The organism is Synechococcus sp. J7-Johnson (genome assembly GCF_024345795.1).
GTDB lineage: Bacteria > Cyanobacteriota > Cyanobacteriia > PCC-6307 > Cyanobiaceae > Regnicoccus_A.
The window spans coordinates 19,474-43,321 of record NZ_JAGQBU010000017.1; the positions used below are offsets into that span (position 1 = coordinate 19,474).

Consider the following 23,848-nt stretch of genomic DNA (forward strand, 5'->3'; position numbering starts at 1 on the left):
GAAGAACCGGTGTGAGCCACCTAGTCCGCCCGAAGACGGACATATGCATTGTGGCACCTGCGGCTGCTGAGCGCCCACCGCCGGGCAGGTGGGAATCCCCGAACCGAGGCCGAAGGCCACCATGGAGCGATGGAGACCCCACGCCCCGATCTGCCTTTCGATGTGATCGCCGTGGTGCCGCCGGGTCTGGAGGAGGCGAGCGCCATCGAGCTGGCGGCCCTCGGCGCTGAAGCGGTGCAGCCGCTGCGGCGGGCCGTGGCCTGCCGCGCGGACCTGGCCAGCTTCTACCGCCTGCATCTGCAGGCACGGCTGCCTTTCCGGTTCCTGCGCGAGCTGGCCCGCTTTCCCTGCCGAGGCCGCGAGGATCTCCACGCCGGCGTACAGCTGGCTGCTGACTGGCAGCACTGGCTGCCCCCGGAGCGCAGCTTCAAGGTGGAGGCCAGCGGCAGCGCGCCCGGCCTCAGCCACAGCCACTACAGCGCCCTGCAGGTGAAGAACGCCCTGGTGGATCTGCAGAGGCAGCACTGGGGGCAGCGATCATCCATAGACCTGGACGACCCCGACCTTGTGCTCCACCTGCACCTGGGCACCCCCAAAGGGGGCACCTCCAGAGGAGGCGCCGGTCCCTGGGGGGCGGCGGCCGAAGCGGTGCTCAGCCTCGATGGTGGTGGCGCCAGCCTGCACCGCCGCGGCTACAGGGCCGCCATGGGCCTGGCCCCGCTCAAGGAAAACCTGGCCGCCGGGCTGATCGCCCTCACCGGCTGGGATGGCCGTGTGCCCCTCGCCGACCCCCTCTGCGGCTCCGGCACCCTGCTGATCGAGGCGGCCTGCATGGCCCTGGGCCGCTCTGCAGGCCTGGAGGGCGGCGGGGCGAACCGGCCGGGACGCGCCAGGAGTTTCGCCCTGCAGCGCTGGCCGGATTTCAATCCGATTCTCTGGCAGCAGGAGGTGGAGGCCGCCACAGCCCTGGCCCGCGACGGGCTGGCCGATGGTCACCCGCTTGCCCCGATCGTGGGCATGGAGGCGGAAGCGGCTGTGCTGGAGCAGGCCCGCGCCAATGCCGAAGCGGCCGGAGTGGGGCGCTGGCTGGATCTGCGGCCGGGCGATTTCCGCAGCTTCGAGCCGCCCAGCGGTGTCCCGGGGCTGCTGGTGTGCAATCCCCCCTACGGCGAGCGGCTCGGCGGTGGTGAGGAGTTAGAGGCGCTCTACTCCGATCTGGGTCGGATGGCCAGGGAGCGCTGCTGCGGCTGGACGCTGTGGCTGCTCAGCGGCAACGCCGACCTCACCGCAGCGCTGCGAATGAAGGCTAGCCGCCGGATCCCGGTGAGCAATGGTGGCATCGACTGCAGGTGGCTGCGCTACGAGATCCGCTGAATTGCAGTGGCCGGCACTATTGAACCCTTCACAAAAACCCCTAAAGAGATCCCATCTGCATCCTCCCTGGAGGATGGCCGTGCATGCCGTCAGCTCAGCGGCCTGAAGAACAATCCAGCCGAGGCTCTGCGCCAGTCCAAACACGACATGGTCGTGGAGCTCAACCGGGATCATCCCGACGCGATATTGATCGGCCTGGATCAGGGCGGCCTGCTGCAGGCACCGGATGTGCGGCTGGCCTTGGTCAGGACCACGCGCTGGTGGACTTTTGCTTACAACAGTTCATCGCCGGGCTGGAGGTGCAGGGCGGCGCGAACCGGCTGTGGAATGGTGATCTGGGCTTTCGTCACCTCTCTGCAAGCGGCCTGGGGGTAGGCCTCGCCATGGCCTTCAGCCCTCTGCCCCGACGTCCGGCTCCGGTTCTGGCTCCAGCTCCGGCGGCGGGGTGGTGATCACGCCATACAGCTCCACCAGCCCCTGCGCCAACGGCTCCGGCACAGGGATCGGCCCCAGGCGCTCCAGCACCCGAGCCGGTGGATCCGGCGGCAGGGCGTCGGGGACCACCAGGCGCTCGCCAGGGCGGGCCACAAGACCCCGGGGCCACCACGGGGGCAACCCCTCCTCAGACTCGGCGGCCGCCGCGGCCTTCGCGGTCGGCCGCAGCCGTTGCATCAGCGCCTCCCGCTCTCGGCCGCGCCAAAGCACCAGTTGCCAGGGGTCGTCATCGAGCCGCTGGGCGAACAAATGCAGGCTGGCGGCGATGTGCTTGCAGGGCACCTCCCAGTCCGGGCAGCTGCACTCGGCCTCTAGGTCGGCCCAGTCCGCGGGGAACAGATCCACCCCCGCCTGGCGGAAGCCTGCTTCGAGATCCTCTGGCACCTCGCCGGCCAGCAGCTTCGCCGCCCAGCCCAGCCGCTGGCGGAACACCGCCTCGATCGCCTGCCACTCCTCTTCATCGGGCAGCTCTGTTTCCACCGTGACCTTGTACGGGGTGCGCCGCGAACCCTGCACCCGGGCCTTCAGCAACCCAGGGCACACCTCCAGGCTCAGCACCTGGCCGCTTCTGGCGTAGCGCCGGCCCCGCTCCATCCGGCCGCCCAGTCCGTAGCCTTCGAGCACGTCGATGAACCTCTGCGACCACCAGCGCCGGGCCGGGGGCTGCTTGCGCGGACTCATGGGGTGAGCGCCTCCCAGCGCAGGCTGATCACCTCCCGCAGTTCGGCAGTGGAGAGCTCGGTCAGCCACTGCTCCCCCGTGCCCACCACCCGCTCGGCGAGGTCGCGCTTGCTCTGGATCATGACGTCGATGCGTTCCTCTATCGTGCCGCTGCACACCAGCTTGTGCACATGCACCGTGCGCCGCTGGCCGATGCGGTGGGCCCGGTCGGTGGCCTGATCCTCCACAGCCGGATTCCACCAGCGATCGAAATGGATCACATGGGCCGCGGCGGTGAGGTTGAGGCCGGTGCCGCCCGCCTTGAGCGAGAGCAGGAAGATCGGCGGACCATCGGCCTCGGCGAACCGCTGCACCATGGCGTCCCGCACCCGCCGCGTCAGCCCGCCGTGCAGCCACAGCGGTTCGCCGCCATAACGACCCTGCAGGTGGGCCCGCAGCCGCTCCCCCCAGGCCGCGAACTGGCTGAAGATCAGCACCTTCTCGCCGGCGTCGAGGATGGCATCGATCAGCTCCTCGACGCGATCGAGCTTGCCGGAGCGCCGCGGCAGGGCCGAGCCGTCGTCGAGGTAGTGGGCAGGGTGGTTGCACACCTGCTTGAGCCGGGTGAGACCGGCCAGCACCAGGCCGCGCCGTTCGATGCCATCGCTGCTCTCGGCCGCAGCCAGCAGTTCCTCCACCACTGCTTGATAAAGGCTGGCCTGCTCGGCACTGAGCGTGCAGGCTTCGCTCTGCTCGATCTTGCCCGGCAGGTCGGGCAGGATGCCGCGGTCGCTCTTGAGGCGGCGCAGCAGGAAGGGGGCCGTGAGCCGCTGCAGCCGGGCGGCCACCTCCGCATCGTGGTCGCGTTCGATCGGGAGGGCGAACTGGTCGCGGAACTGCCGCAGGCTGCCGAGTAGGCCCGGATTGAGCAACTGCATCAGGGCCCACAGCTCGCTGAGCCGGTTCTCCACCGGCGTGCCGGTGAGGGCGATGCGGCGTTCCCCCCGCAGCGCCGCCGCCGCCTTGCTCTGGGCCGTGTAGGGATTCTTGAGCTGCTGGGCCTCATCGAACACCAGCCGCCCGAAGTCCATCTCCGCCAGCAGGGGCAGATCCCGGCTCACCATGCCGTAGGTGGTGAGCAGCACCGGCGCCGGCCGGCCCTTGCCGCCTTCGCCCGCCAGCTGGCGCGTGAAGGCGGCGGCGCTGCCGCAGAAGCGGCCGGGGCCGTGGTGGATCAGCACCGGCAGCTGGGGCGCAAAGCGCTGCAGTTCCCGGCTCCAGTTGCCCAGCAGCGACACCGGCGCCACTACGAGCGTGGGGGCCTCGAGCGGATCGGCCAGCAGGGTGGCGATCAGCTGGGCCGTCTTGCCGAGGCCCATGTCATCGGCCAGGCAGGCGCCCAGACCCAGCCGGCCCAGGAATACCAGCCAGCCCAGGCCCCGTTCCTGGTAAGGCCGTAACTCCCCCTCAAAGTCGGCCGGTGTGGGGATCGGTGTGGCACGGCTGTGGACCTCGCCGCCGATCAGCTCTCCGAGGGGTCCGCTGGCCTCCACCCCCACCAGGGCCAGGTCGTCCGGCAGGTCGAGGCGGGCAAGACCGAGGTTGGCGTGCAGCAACTCCGTGCCGCTGGCCTCACCCTCCAGGCCGGCGTGGCGCAGCAGGGAGGCGATCGCGTCGGGATCGATCAGCGTCCATTCGCCCCGCAATCGCACCAGGCTGCGCTTGGCCGCGGCGGCCCGTTGCAGGCTGGCCAGCTCGGCGGTGCTGAGGGGCCGATCGCCCAGCACCGCCTGCCACTGGAACGACACCAGGGCGTTGAGGTTGAGGCCAGCCCCTTCGCCGGCGGGGGTGGTGGTGGACGAGCGCCGGCTGGTGTTGGCGCGCAGGCCCAGGCGGTGGCCATGGCGCCACCAGCTGGGCAGCAGAAGGCCGAAGCCCGCCTCATCCAGCACACTCGCCCGCTGCCGCAGCAGGGCCAGCAGGGGCCCTTCCTCCACGTCCAGACTGGCGGGGGCCTGCTGCTCGAGCAGGCCAGCCAGTTCGGGGGCCAGGCGGGTGAGCAAGCCCAGATGGGCCAGCACCGCATCGAAACGATCCAGCGGGAAGGGACTTTCACCGTCCCAGAACGCCGCCAGGGGCACCATCAGGCTGGGGTCGGTCGTTGAGCGCAGCAGCAGCTCGAGCGGCCAGCGACGGACGCGGGGGCTGCTGGGTTCATGCAGCCGCAGGCACAGCTGCAGCGCGCCGCCGCCGCCGGCCCCCTCCCGCACCCACTGGTGCAGCCCGGTGACGAAGGCGGCCTCAGCAGCGAGATCGGCCGTCGCCGCCAGATGGGGATCAGAGCCCACCAGGGCCGCCAGCCAGGCCTGGGGCAAAGTCGCCGGGCCGGGGCGACGACAGCGGGCAGGGGGCGGCGGCGGCGCGGCGGAGCCGTCGAGGCGGCGGCGCACGAGCCAATCCACGGCATCAGCCAGGTATTCGGCCAGCTGCTGCTCCTCCTCCTGGCTGTCGCCAGAGAGATGGGCCGCCAGCAGTTCGCGGTCGGCGGCAGCGGGCAACGGCCACCACTGGGCCCGCAGGCGGCCGTCGGGATCCACCACCAGGCCCGGCACCACCCGGCCGCTGTCCACGAAGTAGCTGGCCAGTTGCCGGCAGGCCGGCGAGGCAGGGCAGGAGAGCATGGATCGGCTCGATGGGCGATCACCGTGACCCTGAACCTAGGGGCGATGACCTCTGCTGGAACCCCTTGGTTCAGCCGGCTCCTGCCGCTCAGCCAGGGGCTGATGGCGGCTGGTCCGCTGGTGGCCCTGCTGGTGGTGGCGGTGCTGATCGCCCTGACTGTCCTGCTGCCATCGCTGCTGATCCGTTACGTGCTGGCCCCCCTGGCCCCCGGGGTGACCTTCTGCGGTTCCGCTGCCGAGCTTGAGCTGGCGCTCACGATCGATGACGGACCGAGCGGCGAGGGCTCCGACGCCCTGCTGGATCTGCTGGGGGAGCTGGGGGTGTCGGCCACCTTCTTTCTGATCGGATCCAACCTGCGCCGAAATCCCCAGTTCGCGCGGCGGGCGGTGGCCGAGGGACACCAGCTGGGGAACCATCTCTGGGTGGATTCGCGCTCGGCCCTGCTGCCGAGGCGAGAGTTCCAGCGCCAGTGCGACGGCACCGAGCGCCGCATCCGCCGCAGCGCCTCACCGCTGACGCCCCCACTGCACTGGCTGCGTCCTGGCGGTGGCTGGTTCCATCCACCGCTGCTGGCCTGGGCGGCGGCACGGAACTACCGCCTGGTGCTGGGTTCGATCTTTCCCTGGGACACCTTTCGGCCGCCGACCTGGTTTCAGCGCTGGTTCATCCTCGCCAACGCCCACCCCGGCGGGATCCTGGTGCTGCACGACACGCCCGAGCTCAACAGGCAGACCCTCACCACCCTGGGCCAGGTGGTGCCGGAGTTGAAGCAGCAGGGGTATCGCTTCGTGAACCTCGACAGCCTCAGCGGCCCAGCAGGGCCCGGGTGGTCTTGCTGAGACCAGCGGTGGTCTGGGGCAGGTAGGGGCCCTTGATCAGCTGCCCGCCAATACGCAGCAGCACACCCGCCAGCACCAGATCCCCCACCAACAGCAGCAGCACCGCCTGCAGCCACCCCCAGCCAAAGCTCTGGTGCAGCCACAACACCAGGGCGACATGGCCGGCCACCGAGGCCAGCAGCATCAGCGTGCCGCCGGCCGCCAGCAGAACGCCTCCGCTGATCAGCCTTCGCTTCTCCTGGTCCACCTCCTGCAGGGCGATGCGCACATGCAGGTCCATCACAGAAGTCACCAGGGCTGTGACGCGACCCGCTGCCACTCGGCCCACACCGGCGCCGGCGGAGCGCCGACCCCGGCGCTCGTCGTCGGCCGAACTCATGAGGAACGCCGGCCCGGAGCCAGGAGCAGCCCGACGATCAGGCCAACCGCCGCCGCCACGCCGACCGCCAGCAGGGGGCGCTCGCGCACGGGCTTCTCGATCCGGGGCCTGAGGCTGGTGTTGAGCTCGTCGAGAAGATTCTCGAGCTGCTCCTCAAGCGGACCGATGCGATCCACCAGGTCGCGGGTGCGGTCACCGGCCACATGGACCAAGTCGAGCAGTTGCTCCTGCACACCGTGGGCGGTGCGGCCGGTCTGCTCGGCGATCACCGACACCACTTCATCGAGGCTGCCGCGGGTGGCCTCCAGGGTTTCGCGGGCCACCTGGGGCCACTCACGCTGGATGGTGGGCAGCAGGGCGTCGAAGCGCTCCCTGAAGCGATCCCGATTGATGGTGGGGGTTTCAGGTTCCATGACGTGACGATCCTGGGGGGACTCTTGCTCCCACGATAGGTAGGGGCTTGAGATCGTCAGCAGCTCCGCTAGGTTTCAGCTGCTCAGCACTGCACGCGGGCCTGTTGGTTTACATCAATCAGGTCGAACTCGCCCAGTTCAAGTCGTTCGGTGGAGCGATGGCGATCCGGCTGGAGCCATCTTTCACAGTGATCACCGGTCCGAACGGCTCAGGCAAGAGCAACATCCTCGATGCCGTTCTGTTCTGCCTGGGGCTGGCCAGCAGCCGCGGCATGCGCGCCGAGCGACTCCCCGACCTGATCAACAGCGCCACGGTTCGACAGGGCAAAGCTGCCGAAACGGTGGTGAGTGTGCGCTTCGACCTCAGCGACTGGCAGCCCGACCCAGCTGAAGCGGGACTGGAGGCCCCGGCGGAGGGCCCCTGGATTCAGACCGGGCAGAAGGAATGGACCGTGAGCCGGCGGCTGCGGCTGGCTCCCGGCGGTACCTACAGCAGCAGCTTCAGCTCCGATGGGGTCCCCTGCAACCTGCAGCAGTTGCAGACCCAATTGCGCCGGCTGCGGGTGGATCCCGAGGGCAGCAACGTGGTGATGCAGGGGGATGTGACCCGGATCGTGTCGATGAGTGCCCGCGACCGCCGCGGCCTGATCGATGAACTGGCCGGGGTTGCCCTGTTTGATTCCCGCATCGAGCAGACCCGCGCCAAACTCGATGAGGTACAGGAGCGCCAGGAACGCTGCCGGATCGTCGAGCAGGAGCTGCTGGGGAGCCGCCAGCGGCTGGAGCGCGACTGCGCCAAGGCCCGCACCTACCAGGAGCTGCGCCTGCGCCAGCAGCTCGGCCGCCTGCAGGAGCAGGTGCTCGCCCACGAGCAGGCAGGCGGCCAGCTGGAGGCCCTGCGCAGGCGTCAGCAGGCCCTCGAGGCCCAGGAACAGAGCGACCGCACGGCTCTGGCCACCGCCCAGGAAGCCATGGAGCAGGCCAGCAGTGAGCTCGCCCTGCTCCAGGCCGAAGTCAAGGCTCTCGGAGAAGACAGCCTGCTGGTGGTGCAGGCGGAGCTCGCCGGCCTGGAGACCAGCGCCCGCGAGCTGCAGCGCCAGGCGGAGCGACAGCAGCAGCAGGCTGAGGCGCTGCAGGGCCAGCGCCAGGGCCTGCAGCGCCAGCGCCAGGAACTGCAGCGTCAGCGGCTGGAGCTCAGCGCCGATGAGCAGCACGCCGCCGCCCTGGATTCAGCTGCTCAGGCCTGCCTGAGCGCCGAAGCTGCCGTGGAGCTCTCCCGCCGGCGGCTGGGGGAGGTGGCGGGCCGCTCCGGCACCTGGCTGGAGGAGCAGAAGCGCCGCAGCCAGCGGCGGCAGGAGCTGCAGCAGGCAGTGGCTCCCCTGCTGGCGGAACAGCAGCAGCTCACCGAGAGGCTGCGCCAGGCCGAGGAGCGTCTGATGGAACTGGAGGCGGAGCTGGCCAGCGGGGACAGCGCCGACCACGACCAGCAGCGGCGCCTGCAGGAGCTGTTGAGCGAAGCCGAAGCCGTCCAGGACCTGGTGGACCAGCAACAGCGCCAGGCCCAAGACCTGGCCGAAGCCCTCGCGCTGCAGCAACGCACCCGCACCCGACTAGAGCAGGAGCAGACCCAGCTGGAGCGGGAGATTGCCCGGATCGAAAGCCGCCGCGACACTCTCCAGGAAACCCGTGGCACGGGCGCCCTGCGCCTGCTGCTGGAGGCCGGCCTCGGCGGGCTGCATGGTCCAGTGGCCCAGCTCGCCGAGGTGGAGGAGCGCTTCCGGCTGGCCCTGGAGGTGGCCGCCGGCGGCCGCCTGGCCCAGGTGGTGGTCGACGACGACCGCATCGCTTCAACGGCGATCGAGCTACTCAAGAGCCGCCGGGCCGGTCGACTCACCTTTCTGCCACTCAACAAGATCCGCGGTAGTGGCAGCAGCAGTGGCAGTGGCGGCAGCGCCGCCCTGGAGCGGGGCGGTGCCGGTGGGCGCTCCGGCGGTGGCGGACTGGTGGGGCGCGCCGTCGATCTGCTCCGCTTCGAGCCCGTCTACACGGAGGTCTTCCGCCACGTCTTCGGCGACACCCTGGTTTTCGAAGACCTGGCCAGCGCGCGCCGCGAGCTCGGCCGCTGCCGGGCCGTGACCCTGGAGGGGGAACTGCTGGAACGCAGCGGGGCCATGACCGGCGGCAGCCTGCAGCAACGCTCCGGCCAGCTCAGCTTCGGGCGAGCGGGGGAGCAGGACGAGGCGGAGCCCCACCGGCAGCGCCTGCTGGAGCTGGGGGAGAGCCTGGTGGCCTGCCGTCGCCGCGAGGCCGACCTGGGCCGCCAGCTGGAGCAGCTGCGCCCGGCGCTGCAGGAGGGCCAGCAGCGCCGGGCCGCTCTGACGGCGGAGCGGGCGGCGGCAGAGCGCGCACTGGGGCCCCAGCTGCAACGGCTGGAGCAGCTCCAGCAACGGTGCAGCCATCACCAGGCCAGCCTGGAGAGCGGCCGGCAGCGCAGCCAGCAGCTGGAGCGCGAGCTGGCCCCCTTGCTGCTGGAGCTGGCCGGACTGGAAGTGGCCGAGGCCCAGGCCCAGGAGTCGGGAGACAGTGCCCGCTGGCAGGGCCTGCAGCACGACCTGGAGACGGCCGATCAACGGCTGGCCGCCGCCCGCGAGCAGCGGGACGGTCTGCTGCTGGCCCAGCGGGAGCGCAGCTTGAGCCTCACCCGTCTCGGTGATCAACTCGAAGCCCTCACCCTGGAGGAAGCGCGGCTTCAGCAGGCCGTGGTCAACCTGGCCGAGGAACACCGCCTGCGCCGCGAGCAGGAATGCCAGGGCCAGAAGCGGCGGGCGGAACTGGAGGTGCAACAGCAGCAGTTGCAGGAACGCTTCGGCGAACGGCGCCGGGCTCGCGATGCCGCCGAAGCCCAGCTGGGCCAGCAGCGGCAGGCCGTCCAGCAACGACAGTGGGAGCTGCAGCGGCTGGGGGAGGAGCGCCTGTCGCTCAGCGAGCAGGAGCGGGCGCTGGCCCTGCGGCTGGAGGCGATGGAACGGGCCCTGCCCGATCCTCTCCCCGAGATCTCCGAGGAGCTGCGCTCAGCAGGCCTGGAGGCGCTGCAGCAGGAGTTGCAGCGGCTGCAGCAGCGCATGGAAGCGCTCGAGCCGGTGAACATGCTGGCCCTGGAGGAACTGGAGCAGCTGGAGCAGCGCCTGGCCGACCTGGCCGGCCGGCTGGAGGTGCTCTCCAGCGAACGGGAGGAGCTGCTGCTGCGCATCGAAACCGTTGCCACCCTGCGCCAGGAGGCTTTCCTGGAGGCCTTCCACGCCGTGGATGGCCATTTCCGCACAATCTTCGCCGGGCTGTCCGAAGGCGAAGGCCACCTGCAGCTGGAGAACGAGGCCCAGCCCCTTGAGGGAGGTCTCACCCTGGTGGCCCACCCCAAGGGCAAGACCGTGCGCCGCCTGGCTTCGATGTCGGGTGGGGAAAAATCGCTCACAGCCCTGAGCTTCCTGTTCGCCCTGCAGCGCTTCCGCCCCTCTCCCTTCTATGCCCTCGATGAAGTCGACAGCTTTCTCGATGGGGTCAATGTGGAGAGGCTGGCCGCTCTGATCGCCAGCCAGGCCGACCAGGCCCAGTTCCTGGTGGTCAGCCACCGCCGGCCGATGATCGCCGCAGCCACCCGCACGGTGGGGGTGACCCAGGCCCGCGGCGCCCACACCCAGGTGGTCGGGATGCCCACCGCCGCCTGAACGGGTGCCGTGGGCCACAATGACTTGAGCACCCACCTTGCCGACACCCGCCCGGGAACTGGCCTTTGACCTCTTCTTTCCCTCCGTCCGCCGACCCATCCGGCGGCGCCCCCAGCGACAGGCTCTGGCTGCGCTCCGAGCTGATGGGGACTCAGGTGATCACCCGCGACACCGGCCGTCGGCTGGGAGTGGTTGGCGAAGTGGTGGTCGACATCGACCGGCGTGAGGTCGTGGCACTCGGCCTGCGCGACAACCCCCTCACCCGCTTCCTGCCGGGCCTGCCCCGCTGGATGCCGCTGGACCGGATACGCCAGGTGGGCGATGTGGTGCTGGTCGACTCCGCCGATTCCCTGGCCGAGGGGTTCAACCCCGACCGCTACAGCAAAGTGATCAACTGCCAGGTCATCAGCGAATCGGGCGAACAACTGGGCCGGGTGCTCGGCTTCAGCTTCGACATCGAAACCGGCGAGCTCACCACCCTGGTGCTGGGGGCCCTCGGTGTTCCCCTGCTCGGCGAAGGGGTACTGAGCACCTGGGAACTGAACGTCGAGGAGATCGTCAGCAGCGGCCCTGATCGGATAATTGTCTACGAGGGTGCCGAAGAGAAACTCAAACAACTGGGCAGCGGCCTGCTCGAGAAACTGGGCATCGGTGGCCCCAGCTGGGAGCAGGAGGAGCGGGATCGCTTCCGCCAGACCATGGTGCCGGTGGAGAACCAGCTGGCTTCCGGACAGCCCAATGTTCAGGAACAACGCCGAATCCAGCCCGCCTCCAGCCGCGCCGTGCAGGTGGAGGAGCAGGAGGAACTTGAGTATGTGGAGCTGGAACGCCGCCGGTCGGAACCCCTCCGCCAGCGTCGCTATCTCGACGAGGACGAATACGACGACGAGCCGCGCCGCCGCAGCCCCTTGCCCCAGCAGCCCCGCCAGGCATCGTTGCGCCCCAGGGAAGATGAGCGCCAGCCCCTTGATGTGGAGCCCGAGCCCTACCGGGAAAGGCAGGACCCGGAAGCGGAGGTGCTGGATCCCCCAGCCCGGCCGCGCACTAATGAGGAGCGGTTCAGCGATCCCTGGTGAGTCCAGGGATCGGCCAGCCAGGGGACCAGCCAGTCCTTACGAGGCCGGCTTGAAGTTCAGAGAAGCCGAGTTGACGCAGTAGCGCAGGCCCGTGGGACCGGGGCCGTCGTGGAAGAGGTGACCCAGGTGGGCCTCACACTTGGCACAGCGAATTTCCGTTCGCACCATGCCGTGGCTGCGGTCCTCAATGGTTGTGATCGCTGCGGGATCGAGCCCATCCCAGAAGCTGGGCCAGCCCGTGCCGGAGTCAAACTTGGCATTGGAGCCGAACAGGGGAGAGCCGCAGCAGATGCAGTCGTAGCGGCCCTCCTGCTTGGTGTTCCAGTAAGCGCCGGTGAAGGCCCGCTCGGTACCTCCACAACGTGCCACCTGGTACTGCTCCGGTGTGAGGCGCTCGCGCCAGTCGGGATCTGAGGGGGATGGCGAGGCGGCAACCGCATCTGGGCTGGTCATGGTGCGCAAGGTTCCGTTGATGTCAATTTAGGCAGCGGGCAGAAGCTCCTGCACCATCGCGGCCAGGGCCGCCACAGCCCCGGGCTGACCCCGCAGACTGCGCAGATCGTCGCGCTGACCCCGCAGCCGCTCGGGATGGGCCAGCCACTCGTTGGCCTCGGCGGCGATCTCCGCCGGCGTGATCGCTCCTACCCGCTCAGGCACCACGGCACGGCCAGCCGAGATGTTCGGCCAGGCCAGAAACCCCCGTTGGCGCATGCGCCAGGCCGTCAGCGCCAGGCCCAGCAACCAGCGCAACAGGGGCAGGCGCGCCACCAGACCGAGCCAGCCGTCCCAGGCCTGCATCACCTGCAGATGCTGGGTGGGCACCAGAACGATCATCGGCACCCCGAGGGCCCCCAGCTCGGCGGTGTTCGCCCCCACGGTGGTGAGCGCCAGAGCGCACTGGCTGAGGGCGGCGTGGGCCGGGTGCTGCTCGAACAGCAGGATGGGCGTGCCGGCACCGCTGATCAGCCAGCGCTGGCCGGAATCCGGCTCCGGCGCCAGCAGCCGCGGCGGCTGGCCGCCGTAATAACGCTGAATCGGGTTACCACTGTCTCCGTAGGCCAGCAGATCGGCCACGCTGGTGGTGGGCGCCACCGGCAGGAGGAACCGACACCCCGGCCGCAGGCGGGCAAGGCGATCGGCTGTGTCGAGCAGGAAGGGAACACCCACCTGCAACTTGGCCCGTTTCGAGCCGGGCAGCAGGGCCACCCATTCCCCTTCGGGCAGGGGGGCCACCGCCCGCGCCTCCTCGGAGAGATCAGCCATCAGATCACCCACCACGGTGCAGCGCTGACGCCAGCGGGGAGGCAACCGGGTAGCGGCCTGGGGACCCATCGCGGCGATGCGGTCGTTCCAGCGCGGCCACCGGGCCACCCATTCGGCGTAGGTGAGGTGGCGGTAACCCAGGCGAGCCGAAAGCAGCACGGTCCAGAACTGATCACCCCCCAGGAACACCACCACCCCATGGGCCGGCCAGGGCCCATGGCGGCGGGGGCTGAGCAGCAGTCCCCAGAACCGGCGAGCGGGCACGATGCGGGAGAAGAAACCAAGGTCGCGCGCCACCCGCGCCTCGGATCCGGTGGCGTTGGGACAGGGCACCAGCACCAGCTCCAGAGAGCAGGCCGCTCCAGGAACAACGGGCTGAAGCGCCAGCTGCCTGTGCAGGCGCTGGGCCAGGGGCCGAACCCAGGTGGTGAGCTCGCCCGGTCCGTTGCACACCAGCACGATCGCTGTGGTGGGCGGGAGGCTCGGGGGCGGCTCTCTCAAATTGTGGGAAAGAAAAATGCGGATGGCGAGACTTGAACTCGCAAGGCCGAAGCCACACGCCCCTCAAACGTGCGTGTCTACCAATTCCACCACATCCGCGTGGCCGTCAGGAGTCTGCACTCCCTCCGGCTCGTCAATATACCCATCAACCGTTCCAGACTCCGCCCCACTGAGGCGGCAAGGGTCAGCGCTGATACAGTCCGCAGCGGCCTGGACCAACCACGGATGCCCATCGGCAAGCTGCTGATCGCCAACCGTGGCGAAATCTCTCTCCGCATTTTGCGGAGCTGCCGCGAAATGGGCATCAGCACGGTGGCGGTCTACAGCACCGTCGACCGCAACGCCCTGCACGTGCAGCTGGCAGATGAAGCGGTCTGCGTGGGGGAAGCTCCCAGCAGCAAGAGCTATCTCAATATCCCCAACATCATTGCCGCGGCGATCTCCCGGGGCGCCGATGCGATCCACCCCGGTTACGGCTTCCTGGCCGAGAACGACCGCTTCGCGGAGATCTGCGCGGCCCACGGCCTCACCTTCGTCGGTCCCTCCCCAGAGGCGATCCGGGCCATGGGGGACAAATCCACCGCCAAGACCACCATGCAGCGGGTGGGGGTTCCCACCATCCCCGGTAGTGAAGGTCTGCTGGAGGACAGCCAGGAGGCCTCCGTGCTGGCGGCACGCATGGGCTTCCCCGTGATGATCAAGGCCACGGCCGGCGGTGGCGGCCGTGGCATGCGCCTGGTGCAGGAGCCCGAGCAGCTCGAGGGCCTGTTCAAGGCGGCCCAGGGTGAAGCGGAAGCGGCCTTCGGCAACCCGGGCCTCTACATGGAGAAGTTCATCGAGCGGCCCCGCCACGTCGAGGTGCAGATCCTGGCCGATCGCCACGGCAACGTGGTTCACCTCGGCGAGCGCGACTGCTCGATCCAGCGGCGCCACCAGAAGCTGCTGGAGGAAGCCCCAAGCCCAGCCCTGGATCCGGAGCTGCGTCGGCGCATGGGCGAGGCAGCGGTGGCTGCGGCCCGGAGCATCACCTACGAAGGCGCCGGCACCGTTGAGTTTCTGGTGGATCGCAGCGGCAGCTTCTATTTCATGGAGATGAATACCCGCATCCAGGTGGAGCATCCCGTCACCGAGATGGTCACCGGTTTCGATCTGATTGCCGAGCAGCTGCGCATCGCCGGAGGTGAGCCCCTGAGCATGCGCCAGGAGGACGTGCAGCTGCGGGGCCATGCGATCGAATGCCGCATCAATGCCGAGGATCCCCAGCAGAATTTCAGGCCGGCCCCGGGGCGCATCACCGGCTGGTTGCCACCGGGGGGGCCAGGCGTGCGGGTCGATAGCCACGTGTACACGGGCTACGAAATCCCCCCCTTCTACGACTCGCTGATCGGCAAGCTGATCGTCTGGGGGGTCGATCGAGAGGCGGCCATCAAGCGCATGCGCCGGGCCCTGAGTGAATGTGCGATCACGGGCATCCCCACCACGATCGAGTTCCACCTGGCCCTGCTGGATCGGCCCGAGTTCCAGCGCGGCGATGTTCACACGAAGTTCGTGGAGCAGGAGATGCTGCCGCCCAGCTGATCCACGGCCCGATTCGGCCACGAAACGCCAGGATTCAGGAAAGGGAATGGCTGTGGCGCAGCACCTGGGTGAGCAGTCCCTGCTGACCCACCACCAGCTCCCGCAGCAGGCTGATCAACCCCACCCAGATCACCGGTGTCACGTCGACACCGCCGATGGCGGGGATCAACCGCCGGCTGAAGCGCAGCAGACCCTCCGTCGGCCAGCCGATCAACTGCATCGCTCCCCGATTCAGGTCCACCTGCGGATACCAGGTGAGCACGATGCGGAACAGGAACAGCAGGGTCCAGGCCGCCAGGGCCAGGGCCAACACGGCATGCAGCAACGGCAGGCCAGAGGCCAGCACGGAAACGGCCGTCACAAAGCGGTAAGCAGGGGCAACTCCATCGTAGGAAGTGGGCGCTGCTGCCTAAGATCCCAATCGGATCTCATGGCGCCATGACCCCCTCCCTCTCCAACTTCCTGAGCAGCCTCGTCTACGGAGCGATGATCGTGGTGATTCCGATCAGCATCGCCTTGGTACTGATCAGCCAGAACGACCAGGTTGATCGCAAGCTCTGAGCTGACGCTGGTATCGCGGGTCAAGGTCCCTAAACTGGAATCAACCGTTCACCCCTGGCGGACGGAACAAGTTGTTCGCCTGAGGTTTCAGACGTGGTCAATGCCAGCCTGAACTGGGCCAGCATCGTCGGCATCGTATTGGCCGTCGGTGGTGCGTTCCTCTATTTCATGAGGAGCTTCAAGCCAGCCCTCGCCCGCGACTACGACGTCTTTTTCGCCGCCATCGGTCTGTTGTGCGGCGGGATTCTCTTCTTCCAGGGCTGGCGGCTCGATCCGATCCTTCAGTTCGGCCAGTTCCTGCTGGCAGGTACCACGGTCTTTTTCGCTTACGAAAGCGTTCGCCTGCGGGGCGTCACCACTGAGCAGGCCAGGCGCTCCTCCTATTTCGACGACGACGAACCCTTGCCTGCCAAGCCCAGGATGGGCGGCCGCGCCGGCTGGGATGACGACACTGACCGCTTCGAGGAACCCCAGCCCCTGCGGCGGCGGATCCGCTCCCCACTCACCGAAGAGGTGGAGGACGATGCCAGTTTCTACCGGCCCCGTCGTGAGGCGGCCAGGCCTGCCATTCCCGAGCGGGCCGCCAGCCGTCGCCCTTCAACCGACAGCAGCTGGGATGCAGCCGAGCCCAGCCCCCGCGGTGAACCTGAGTCCTACGGCAGCCGCAGCGTTGCGCCCTCCGGTGCCGCAGCCTCGGGAGCGGCCTTCGGCTCCCGCCGGCGCGAGCGCGACAGCGGAGTAGAGCCCCGCCGCGGCAGCCGTCCGATGCCCAGCTCCGAGTCCATGCCCCGCTCCAGCCGCCGACCTGGCCCTGCTGGTGCCACGGAACCCCTCGGCACCCCCCCTGGAGTTCCCCAGGGCACACCGATCCGCAGCCGCCCCAGCGCCGCAGCCACCAACAGCCCGATCTCAAGCTCCGCAACGGGATCCGCCCCTGCTGCCAGCCCGGCCACCCCCGTGAGCGACGCCGACTACACCCCCCTGCGTCCTGCCCCCTCCAGCAGCCGCCCTCGGGACAACAGCTCCCGGTTCGACAGCTGATCAGACTGCCGAGGACCGCCTCCCTGGCGGCGATCGTGGCAGCAGCCCTGGCCACTTTTCTGAGTGCTTGCTCACTGCCTTGGTCCGGCCGTTCCCGTCCGGCTCCATCGCCTGGCTGGCAATCGAACCTCAGCCGTCAGGATCCAGCCCTGAGCGGTGACGGTCGCCTCCTGGCCAGCATGATCGAACGCCAAGGCCGATCGACTGTGCTGCTGCAGGAGCGCATCAGTGGGCGGGTGCTGCCTCTGCGCCACCTCAGTCGCTGGCAGCCGCACAGTTCCCCTTCCCTCAGCTGGAGGGGCCGCTATCTGGCCCTGATCGTGCAGCGGGGTGACCGGCGCCTTGCGGTGATTGAAGACCGGCTCACCAATCGGCTTGTGCCTTTGCCCTTGCCGGGCGGACTGGAACCGGTGAGGCTGAGCCTGGCGCCTGACGGCCAGAGTCTGGCCCTTCAACTGGTGGCCGCTGGCCGCTGGCAAGTGGAGCTGTTCGATCTGGGAGGGGTTCTTGAGATCGACCCGCCGGCTGGAGAGGTGCTGCGCACTCCAGCATTGGCGCCGCCGTGACACCCCTGGGGCGCAACCGTGACATCTGACATCGTCCAGGTAAGGCTGGCGCAGCTGGGCCTGGCCCTCATGGCCGTCAGCCTGCTCGGAGCCTGTGCGTCCACGCCCATGCGGCCCCTGCCCGCCATCAACCAACAGTTGGAGCAGAGTGGCGGCAACCGCGACCCTTCCCTCAGCGGTCGCTGGCTGGCCCTGATCAGAGGCCGCGACGGGCGAGAGAGGATTGAGCTGGTCAACCTGGATCAGAACCGGCCAATACCCCTGCCGGGCCTGAACCGCCCAGATGCCCAGCCCCTGAACGTAAGTGTCGATGCCGCAGGGGAGCGCATGGCCCTGATCCGCCAGCGCGACGGCCGAACCGAACTGGCGCTCTATCGACGCAGCCGGGAAAGCCTGCAGCCGCTGCCGCTAGAGCCGCCCGGGGTGCCCAGGCAGGTGCAGCTCAGCGCCGATGGCCGGGTGCTAGCCGTTCAGGTCAGCCGCGGCGGCCTCTGGCAGGTAGACCTGATTGAGCTGCCCTGAAAATCAGGGCACCAGGCCCGCCCAGTGCAGGAAGGTGTCGCCGCTGAGGGCCTCAATCAGCAGCACGGCAGCAAAGCCGAGCATCGCGAAGCGCCCGTTCACCCGCTCCGCATAGCCACTCCAGCCGAAGGCCGGAACGTCAGAGGTGGTGGCACTGGTGGTGAGGGTTGCCTCAGGTTCACTGGCAGGAGCTGGGGAGGACATTCAGGTCTCATGGTTGCGGCCAAAGTCATAGCCCTCGGTTGGCAGCAGCCGCCAGCCCCCCTGGCCGTCGAGCTCGAGCACGGTGTCGTGGAAGGCAACCAGGGTGGGCCTGTGCCCCACACTCACGAAAGCCATCTCTCGCTCCACAAGCAGATTGTAGAGGGCCTTCTCGGTGGCCACGTCAAGGGCACTGGTGGCTTCGTCGAGGACCACGAAGCGGGGGGAGTTGAGCAGCAGCCGGGCAAAGGCGAGGCGCTGCTGCTCGCCGAGAGAAAGCAACCGGGGCCAGTCCTGCTTGATGTCCAGATCGGGGTAGCGCCCCACCAGTTCGGGCAGGCGCACCTCCTCAAGCACGTGGCGCAGCTGTTCGTCGCTGAAGCGATCGGCGGGCTGGGGGTAGCAGAGCTGCTCCCTGAGGCTGCCCAGGAGCATGTAGGGCTTCTGGGGAATGAACATCAGCTCGCCCACCGGAGGGCGCTGCACATGGCCCGCGGCCGGAGGCCAGAGCCCACTCACCAACCGCAGGAAGGAGGTCTTGCCGCAGCCCGAAGGCCCGACCACCAGCAGCCGTTGGTTGGCGGTCACCTCCAAGCTGAGATCGCTCACCAGCAGACGGTTGGTGCGGGGCGGCACCAGATCCACGTGGCTCACAAGGATCGATTCGGGCCGCACTGCACCGGCCCCGGCGCCAATAGAACCACCAGCGGAGGCCTGCTCGGCGGCCACGAACTCAGCCATCTCGGCAGTGATCGCCTCCACCTTGCCCTGGAAGCCTTCGAGGCGGCTGATGGAGGCGGAGAAGGCAGCCAGCCGATCGATGTTATTGACGATGTAGCTGACCGAGAACAGCACCTGTGAGAAGGCGATGCTGGCCTGGCCGAAGACACCGAAGTCGACCTGCTTGGCGAAGTAGATCGGCGCAATCACCAACCAGGGAAGAAAGCGGGAGAAGTAGTCGTAGGAGCGCTGGATGACACTGATCAGCGCCTCCCAGATGATCAGTCGGTTGTAGTTGACGATCACCCCGTCAAGGCGGCGTTCGCCCTCCTTCTGCTCCTGGCGCTCGCCCTGGTAGAAGGCGATCGACTCGGCATTGTCACGGATGTGAACCAGGCCGTAGCGGAAATCCGCCTCCAGTTTCAGCTGCTGATAGTTCAGGTTCACCAGCTTGCGGCTGGCGAACACGATCAGGGCCGTGCCGCCCACCGAATAGCCCAGCAGCCACAGAGCCAGAGTCTGGTTGATGCTCCAGAGAACGATGATGAAGCTGAAGAAGGTGAGCAAGGCGGAGATGATCTCCACCGTCACGCTCAGGCTGGTGGCGGTGAAGCTGGCCGCGTCCTGGGAGATCCGCTGGTCCGGGTTATCGATCTCCTCAACGCTTTCATCGTTGGGGTTGAGAACGTAGTAAGCCCGGTTGGTGAGGTAGCGGCCCAGCATGCGGCCGCTAAGCCACTCCCGCCACAGCAGACCGAGCTTGGGAATCAGATAGCTCTGGATGGCGCGGATCGGCAGGGCCAGCACCAGGCAGAAGGCGTAGATCGCGACGATCTTCCAGAACTCCTCCGCCTTGTAGGCCACCAAGGCGTTTTCGATATTCCGGGCGATGTAGCTGATGCCCACGTTGATGCCGTTGATCACCAGGATCAGCAGGGCGATCACACCGAGCAGCAACCAGGGCAGCCAGCGCCCCTGACGCAGCTTGGCCCGCAGGCTGATGAAGGCGGCAAGCCCAGCCGCGAACAGCACCATCACCACGATGCCGATCGGCCCGCCCCAGACCGCGGCCACCTGCTCGGGCACCCCGGGCAGGAAGCGGTTGCGCAGCTCGGGGATCCAGGCGCCGGCCGCGGCGACCACACCGGTGAGCAGCAGCAGGGTGAAACCCACCACCACCGCCAGCAGGGCCACCACCAGAAGCAGGAACTGGCCGCTGCCACCGCCGTCTTCGTCAAGAGGCAGGAAGTAGGGCTGGGCCAGGCGCTGCAGCTTGGCCAACTGCTCGCGAAGGGCCTTGAGGGGTCGCATGAATGTTTACGAGTCGGCTCATTGTCGCCGCTGGCGGGGGTCAGCCGGGGGGCCAGAGCAGGGGGCGGCCTCCGATCACATGCACATGCAGGTGAAAGACCGTCTGTCCGGCTTCAGCGCCGTTGTTGATCACGGTGCGCCAGCCGACAAGACCCTCCTGCTTCGCCACCTGAGCCGCCACCAGCAGAAGATGGCCAAGGAGGGCCTGATGGCGCGGCTCGGCGTCGGCGAGGTTTACCAGGGGCTCGCGCGGAATCACGAGCACATGCACCGGTGCCTGGGGCTGGATGTCGCGGAAGGCCAGGCACAGTTCATCGGCATGAACCTGATCACAGGGGATTTCACCGCGCAGGATGCGCGCAAAGATCGTCTCGCTCTCGGCCATGGCGCCTCCGCCGGAACCCGGCAACGGATGGGGATGAGACAGGCAGGGCACTCACTGGGTGTCCGATGCCCCAAAGCTGATGTTGGCACGCTGCAGCAGCGCCGCCCTCCAGGGACTGGAAGGCCGAGAGGTAGCGGTTGAGGTGGACATCGCCCCAGGTCTGCCCGGGATCCAGATCGTTGGTCTGGCGGAAGCGACTGTGCGCGACGCCCGCGAGCGGGTGCGAGCCGCCCTGCGCAACAGCGGCTTTCGCGTGCCCCTCACCCGGGTGATCGTGAGCCTGGCCCCGGCGGATCTGCGCAAGGAGGGGCCGGCTTTCGATCTGCCGATCGCCCTGGGGCTGCTGCTGGCTTCGGGCCAGCTTCCGCCCGAGCGAATGAAGGGGATCTGGAGCGCCGGAGAGCTGGGCCTCGACGGCAGCCTGCGGCCCGTGCGAGGGGTGATGGCCCTGGCCCTGGCCGCCAGGCGTGGCGGGGCTCGGGCCCTGGTCGTGCCCCAGGCCAATGGCGGCGAGGCGGCGCTGGTGACGGAGCTGGCGGTGTGGCCGGCGAATGACCTGGCGCAGCTGATGGGCTGGCTGGCGGATCTACGGGGCATACCGGTACCGGTGCCCGCCCTGGCCCAGCCGGGCTCAGGCCAACCAGACCTCGCCGAGGTGATCGGTCAGGCCCACGGCCGGCGGGCCCTGGAGATCGCCGCGGCCGGTGGCCACCACCTGCTGCTGGTGGGTCCACCGGGCAGCGGCAAAACGATGCTGGCTCGACGCCTGGCGGGCCTGCTGCCGCCCCTGCCACGCCAGGAGGCTCTGGAGCTCACCCAGCTCTATTCGGTGGCAGGACTGCTGCCTGAGGGTGGCGCCCTGATGTGCTCAAGGCCCTTCCGCTCGCCCCACCACAGCTGCACGGCCACGGCCCTGGTGGGCGGCGGCGCCACGCCAAGACCGGGGGAGTTGTCGCTGGCCCACCACGGCGTGCTCTTCCTCGATGAACTGGCGGAGTTTCGCCGCGAGGTGCTCGAGCAGCTGCGCCAACCCCTGGAGGAGGGAGAGGTGTGGATCAGCCGCTCAAGGCAGCAGAGCCGCTTTCCCTGCCGCGCAACCCTGGTGGCAGCCACAAACCCCTGTCCCTGCGGCTGGTTCGGCGATCCTGAGCGGACCTGTGTCTGCGGCGAGGCTCAGCAGCGGCGCTACTGGTCACGGCTCTCAGGCCCTCTGCTCGATCGCCTCGATCTGCAGGTGGTGATGGGCAGGCTGGAGCCCGGCGCCCTGGCACGCAGCTACGGCTTGGAGGCAGAGCGGGCGGCCGGGAGGGGGAAGCGGCCCGAGAACTCGGCTGTGGTGGCAGCGCGGGTACTGAAAGCACGACAAAGGATGGTCCGTCGCAATCCTGACGGCAGGGCCAATGGCCAATTGACGGGCAGGTGCCTCAGGAGCGTGGTGCAGCTCAGTGAAGGGTCCCTGCAGCTCTGGCAACAGGCGATCACCCGTCGGGGTCTGAGTGCCCGGGCTGGAGAACGCCTGCTGCGAGTGGCCCTCACCCTGGCGGATCTGGAGGACACCCAGGCAGTGAGCGCTCAGCACCTGGGTGAAGCGCTGTCGTACCGATCGTTCGACCAGATCGGCAACGACTCATCGTTGAAAACGGCTGGCAGGCATGAAGCCGAGCGCAGGTGAGTGCACACGGTTCAGAGGAAGGTGATCAGCGGCGACGACGGCGCTGCTGGGCCTTGCGCTTGTACTTCTCTGTAGGCGTCTCATGGTGACGCAGGCGCTTGAGGTCGGCGAAGATGCCGGCTTTGGACACCTGCCGCTTGAAGCGGCGCAGGGCCGATTCGATGCCTTCGTTTTCGCCGACGGTGACCTGGGTCATGAACCACGCAGTGGGGCTAGTTGAACGTCAATGTAGCAATCGGCTCAGCGGGCCCCAATCACGGCTGGGCCTTGATGCTGGGGATGGCGATCGGTGAAGGGGCCCCAGGCGCAGCGGAAGCAGGAGGATTGGTTGCAGGAGCGCCAACGACAGGCGGATTGGCTATTGGGGCCTGAGCCTCGGGCAGGGAGGCCTCCTGGCCGGGCCAGGTGTCCCGGTAGATGTAGACGTGGCCGAGGGCGCGGTTGCCGTAGTGGCGGCGCATGAGCTTCCAGCCCGGTTCGGGAACGAACTGCAGAAAGCCATCGCTGTGACCCTGGGTGCGGGCCACCACTACCTCGGGACCCGCCTGGTTGCGGCCCGGTGCCGCCAGCAGGATGTTGTCGCTGCCCTGCCGCACAACGCTCAGCCTGTACACAGTGGCCAGATCGCTGCCACCCACCCGCAGGGAGTAGCCGTTGGCATCCATGTAGCGGGAGCAGATTCCGGTGAAATCAAAGCTGCCCAGCAGGGGCTCCACCCGGGCCGGGGACGAGCCGCTGGTGGAAAAACAGGGGCGGCGATCGCTCACCTGCTCGTAGATGTTCAGCTGGGCGCGCACACCATCACCGATAGGTGCCGCCACCAGCACGAACTTCGACTGATCCAGATCACGGGCACTGAAGAGAGCCCCCTGGGCCGCAACGGGTCCAACAGCCGCGAGGCCCAGCAACACCGACAGGGACGGCACCAGCGAGCTGAGCGATCGCAGGAAGAGCGGCAATGGCGCGACGCGCATCGGTGGACGAGGCAAGGTGAGCCCGATCGTAGAAGTGAGATCCAGCGACGCCAGGGGGGGTCAGCTGGCCTTGTTGAGACGAATTGCGACCAGCAGGCTGATCACCGTGCCCGGCAGACAGGCCGCCAGGATCAGCCTGGTGGTGAGGACGCCCAGGTCGGGGTCGCCGTAGGAGAGCTCGAAGACGGAACCGGTGGCGGCGATGCCAAGCAGGCAGGCCAGTCCGAGAAAGACCCCGGCGAGGGGTTGCATCGGCATGGGGGATCAGCGCTGGGAGTGGACATCATCACGGCGGAACCCGTGATCCTTGAGCTCCTCGTTGAGGCTGAGCTCATCGCTGACCAGATCGACGAAAAGCACACCTTTGAGGTGGTCCATCTCGTGCAGGATGCAGCGGGCAAGCAGGCCATCTGCCTTGATGCGACGAGGACGGCCCTGCTCATCGCGGTAACTCACCTCCGCCTCGCTCGGGCGCACCACGGAGAGGTACACGCCGGGGATGCTCAGACAGCCCTCCTCGTAGGTATTGAGCGCAGCGCTGGTGGCGTTGATTTCCGGGTTCACCAGCACCATCGGCGGCGTGGCCGCATTCTCCGGATCGAGGTCGATCACCAGAAGTTGTTTGTGAACGCCCACCTGAGGAGCGGCCAGGCCGATGCCGTGGGCGCTGTACATGCTGCGCAGCATGTCGCGGGCCAGTTCGCGCACCGATTCATCCACCTTGCTGATGCGCTTTGCGGGCTGGCGCAACACCTGATCACCGAGCTTGTGGATCGTCAGCGGTGGTGCATCCAGCACCTGCTTGGGAACCTGGACCGTGCGGCTGGTCTGCTCCGCCTGACGGGCCATCTTGGCGAAGCTGCTGGCCAAAAAGCGTCACCTGAAACGATGTGGTGATTGTAGGAGCCGC

The 23,848-nt window shown here is 68.3% G+C and carries 25 protein-coding genes and 1 tRNA gene; 11 read left to right on the top strand and 15 right to left on the bottom strand.

The genetic code is table 11. The annotated features are described in order from the left end of the window. The first annotated feature begins 129 nt into the window (after positions 1-129). Both KBY93_RS09885 and KBY93_RS09890 read left to right on the top strand, forming a co-directional pair. Positions 130-1,374, top strand: coding sequence for a class I SAM-dependent RNA methyltransferase (locus KBY93_RS09885; RefSeq protein ID WP_255094196.1), 1,245 nt, complete (start codon positions 130-132; stop codon positions 1,372-1,374). 147 nt (positions 1,375-1,521) lie between these two features. Further along, positions 1,522-1,749, top strand: coding sequence for a hypothetical protein (locus KBY93_RS09890; RefSeq protein ID WP_255094197.1), 228 nt, complete (start codon positions 1,522-1,524; stop codon positions 1,747-1,749). Positions 1,750-1,764: 15 nt separating this feature from the next. Here KBY93_RS09890 and KBY93_RS09895 read toward each other — a convergent pair whose 3' ends face one another. Further along, positions 1,765-2,550, bottom strand: a complete 786-nt coding sequence (locus KBY93_RS09895) for an SWIM zinc finger family protein (RefSeq protein ID WP_255094199.1) — start codon at positions 2,548-2,550, stop codon at positions 1,765-1,767. After that, positions 2,547-5,210, bottom strand: a complete 2,664-nt coding sequence (locus tag KBY93_RS09900; protein ID WP_255094200.1) for a DEAD/DEAH box helicase — start codon at positions 5,208-5,210, stop codon at positions 2,547-2,549. The genes KBY93_RS09895 and KBY93_RS09900 overlap by 4 nt, the downstream gene beginning before the upstream one ends. A gap of 45 nt (positions 5,211-5,255) precedes the next feature. Between KBY93_RS09900 and KBY93_RS09905 the strand changes: the two genes are divergently transcribed. Next, positions 5,256-6,050, top strand: coding sequence for a polysaccharide deacetylase family protein (locus KBY93_RS09905; protein WP_255094201.1), 795 nt, complete (start codon positions 5,256-5,258; stop codon positions 6,048-6,050). Here KBY93_RS09905 and KBY93_RS09910 read toward each other — a convergent pair. Together KBY93_RS09910 and KBY93_RS09915 are read right to left on the bottom strand one after the other, a co-directional pair. Then, entirely contained in the window at positions 6,016-6,429 is a 414-nt protein-coding gene (locus tag KBY93_RS09910) for a phage holin family protein (protein WP_255094204.1), read from the bottom strand. The two genes, KBY93_RS09905 and KBY93_RS09910, sit on opposite strands and share 35 nt — an antisense overlap. Next, positions 6,426-6,842, bottom strand: a complete 417-nt coding sequence (locus KBY93_RS09915; RefSeq protein WP_255094205.1) for a YqjD family protein — start codon at positions 6,840-6,842, stop codon at positions 6,426-6,428. The genes KBY93_RS09910 and KBY93_RS09915 overlap by 4 nt, the downstream gene beginning before the upstream one ends. Positions 6,843-6,946: 104 nt before the next feature. Between KBY93_RS09915 and smc the strand changes: the two genes are divergently transcribed. Together smc and KBY93_RS09925 are read left to right on the top strand one after the other, a co-directional pair. Further along, a complete protein-coding gene (gene smc / locus KBY93_RS09920; protein WP_255094206.1) occupies positions 6,947-10,567 on the top strand; it encodes a chromosome segregation protein SMC in 3,621 nt (1,206 codons plus the stop codon). Between the two features lie 65 nt (positions 10,568-10,632). After that, a complete protein-coding gene (locus tag KBY93_RS09925; RefSeq protein WP_255094207.1) occupies positions 10,633-11,643 on the top strand; it encodes a PRC-barrel domain-containing protein in 1,011 nt (336 codons plus the stop codon). A 36-nt stretch (positions 11,644-11,679) separates the two neighbouring features. Here KBY93_RS09925 and msrB read toward each other — a convergent pair whose 3' ends face one another. From msrB to KBY93_RS09940, 3 genes are all read right to left on the bottom strand, one after another. Continuing rightward, on the bottom strand, positions 11,680-12,096 hold the full coding sequence (gene msrB / locus KBY93_RS09930; protein WP_255094208.1) for a peptide-methionine (R)-S-oxide reductase MsrB: 417 nt from the start codon (positions 12,094-12,096) through the stop codon (positions 11,680-11,682). 27 nt (positions 12,097-12,123) lie between these two features. Beyond that, positions 12,124-13,407 (bottom strand): glycosyl transferase, encoded by a 1,284-nt coding sequence (locus KBY93_RS09935; protein WP_255094210.1) that lies wholly within the window; start codon positions 13,405-13,407, stop codon positions 12,124-12,126. 17 nt (positions 13,408-13,424) lie between these two features. After that, positions 13,425-13,506: transfer RNA gene (locus tag KBY93_RS09940), tRNA-Leu, on the bottom strand. Positions 13,507-13,632: 126 nt separating this feature from the next. On the opposite strand from KBY93_RS09940, the gene accC reads away from it, so the two are divergent. Next, positions 13,633-14,985, top strand: coding sequence for an acetyl-CoA carboxylase biotin carboxylase subunit (gene accC / locus KBY93_RS09945; protein ID WP_255094211.1), 1,353 nt, complete (start codon positions 13,633-13,635; stop codon positions 14,983-14,985). Positions 14,986-15,019: 34 nt separating this feature from the next. On the opposite strand, the gene KBY93_RS09950 is transcribed toward accC, so the two are convergent. Further along, a complete protein-coding gene (locus tag KBY93_RS09950) occupies positions 15,020-15,331 on the bottom strand; it encodes a YggT family protein (RefSeq protein WP_255094212.1) in 312 nt (103 codons plus the stop codon). Positions 15,332-15,423: 92 nt separating this feature from the next. Between KBY93_RS09950 and psbX the strand changes: the two genes are divergently transcribed. From psbX to KBY93_RS09970, 4 genes are all read left to right on the top strand, one after another. Then, positions 15,424-15,546, top strand: a complete 123-nt coding sequence (gene psbX, locus KBY93_RS09955) for a photosystem II reaction center X protein (protein WP_006172065.1) — start codon at positions 15,424-15,426, stop codon at positions 15,544-15,546. Between the two features lie 93 nt (positions 15,547-15,639). After that, positions 15,640-16,587, top strand: coding sequence for a Ycf66 family protein (locus tag KBY93_RS09960; protein ID WP_255094214.1), 948 nt, complete (start codon positions 15,640-15,642; stop codon positions 16,585-16,587). A gap of 59 nt (positions 16,588-16,646) precedes the next feature. Continuing rightward, entirely contained in the window at positions 16,647-17,153 is a 507-nt protein-coding gene (locus KBY93_RS09965; RefSeq protein ID WP_399222973.1) for a Tol biopolymer transporter periplasmic protein, read from the top strand. An 18-nt stretch (positions 17,154-17,171) separates the two neighbouring features. Then, on the top strand, positions 17,172-17,675 hold the full coding sequence (locus KBY93_RS09970) for a TolB family protein (RefSeq protein ID WP_399222960.1): 504 nt from the start codon (positions 17,172-17,174) through the stop codon (positions 17,673-17,675). Positions 17,676-17,678: 3 nt separating this feature from the next. Here KBY93_RS09970 and KBY93_RS09975 read toward each other — a convergent pair whose 3' ends face one another. Genes KBY93_RS09975 through KBY93_RS09985 form a run of 3 tightly spaced genes read right to left on the bottom strand, consistent with a single transcriptional unit; the run spans position 17,679 to position 20,292 of the window. Further along, positions 17,679-17,879 carry a chlorophyll a/b-binding protein gene (locus tag KBY93_RS09975; RefSeq protein ID WP_255094215.1) on the bottom strand — a complete coding sequence of 67 codons (201 nt, stop codon included), beginning with the start codon at positions 17,877-17,879 and terminating at the stop codon, positions 17,679-17,681. Then, complete coding sequence (locus tag KBY93_RS09980; protein ID WP_255094216.1) at positions 17,880-19,907, bottom strand: ABC transporter ATP-binding protein/permease; 2,028 nt, start codon at positions 19,905-19,907, stop codon at positions 17,880-17,882. Between the two features lie 40 nt (positions 19,908-19,947). Then, positions 19,948-20,292 (bottom strand): histidine triad nucleotide-binding protein, encoded by a 345-nt coding sequence (locus KBY93_RS09985; RefSeq protein ID WP_255094240.1) that lies wholly within the window; start codon positions 20,290-20,292, stop codon positions 19,948-19,950. A 79-nt stretch (positions 20,293-20,371) separates the two neighbouring features. On the opposite strand from KBY93_RS09985, the gene KBY93_RS09990 reads away from it, so the two are divergent. Beyond that, entirely contained in the window at positions 20,372-21,964 is a 1,593-nt protein-coding gene (locus tag KBY93_RS09990; RefSeq protein ID WP_255094218.1) for a YifB family Mg chelatase-like AAA ATPase, read from the top strand. A gap of 25 nt (positions 21,965-21,989) precedes the next feature. On the opposite strand, the gene rpsU is transcribed toward KBY93_RS09990, so the two are convergent. Genes rpsU through def form a run of 4 tightly spaced genes read right to left on the bottom strand, consistent with a single transcriptional unit; the run spans position 21,990 to position 23,808 of the window. Beyond that, positions 21,990-22,160 carry a 30S ribosomal protein S21 gene (gene rpsU, locus KBY93_RS09995; protein WP_006172073.1) on the bottom strand — a complete coding sequence of 57 codons (171 nt, stop codon included), beginning with the start codon at positions 22,158-22,160 and terminating at the stop codon, positions 21,990-21,992. A 58-nt stretch (positions 22,161-22,218) separates the two neighbouring features. After that, positions 22,219-22,938 (bottom strand): DUF3747 domain-containing protein, encoded by a 720-nt coding sequence (locus KBY93_RS10000; RefSeq protein ID WP_255094219.1) that lies wholly within the window; start codon positions 22,936-22,938, stop codon positions 22,219-22,221. A gap of 60 nt (positions 22,939-22,998) precedes the next feature. Further along, positions 22,999-23,196 carry a hypothetical protein gene (locus KBY93_RS10005; RefSeq protein WP_094556336.1) on the bottom strand — a complete coding sequence of 66 codons (198 nt, stop codon included), beginning with the start codon at positions 23,194-23,196 and terminating at the stop codon, positions 22,999-23,001. 6 nt (positions 23,197-23,202) lie between these two features. Continuing rightward, on the bottom strand, positions 23,203-23,808 hold the full coding sequence (gene def, locus KBY93_RS10010) for a peptide deformylase (protein WP_255094221.1): 606 nt from the start codon (positions 23,806-23,808) through the stop codon (positions 23,203-23,205). Positions 23,809-23,848: the final 40 nt, after the last annotated feature.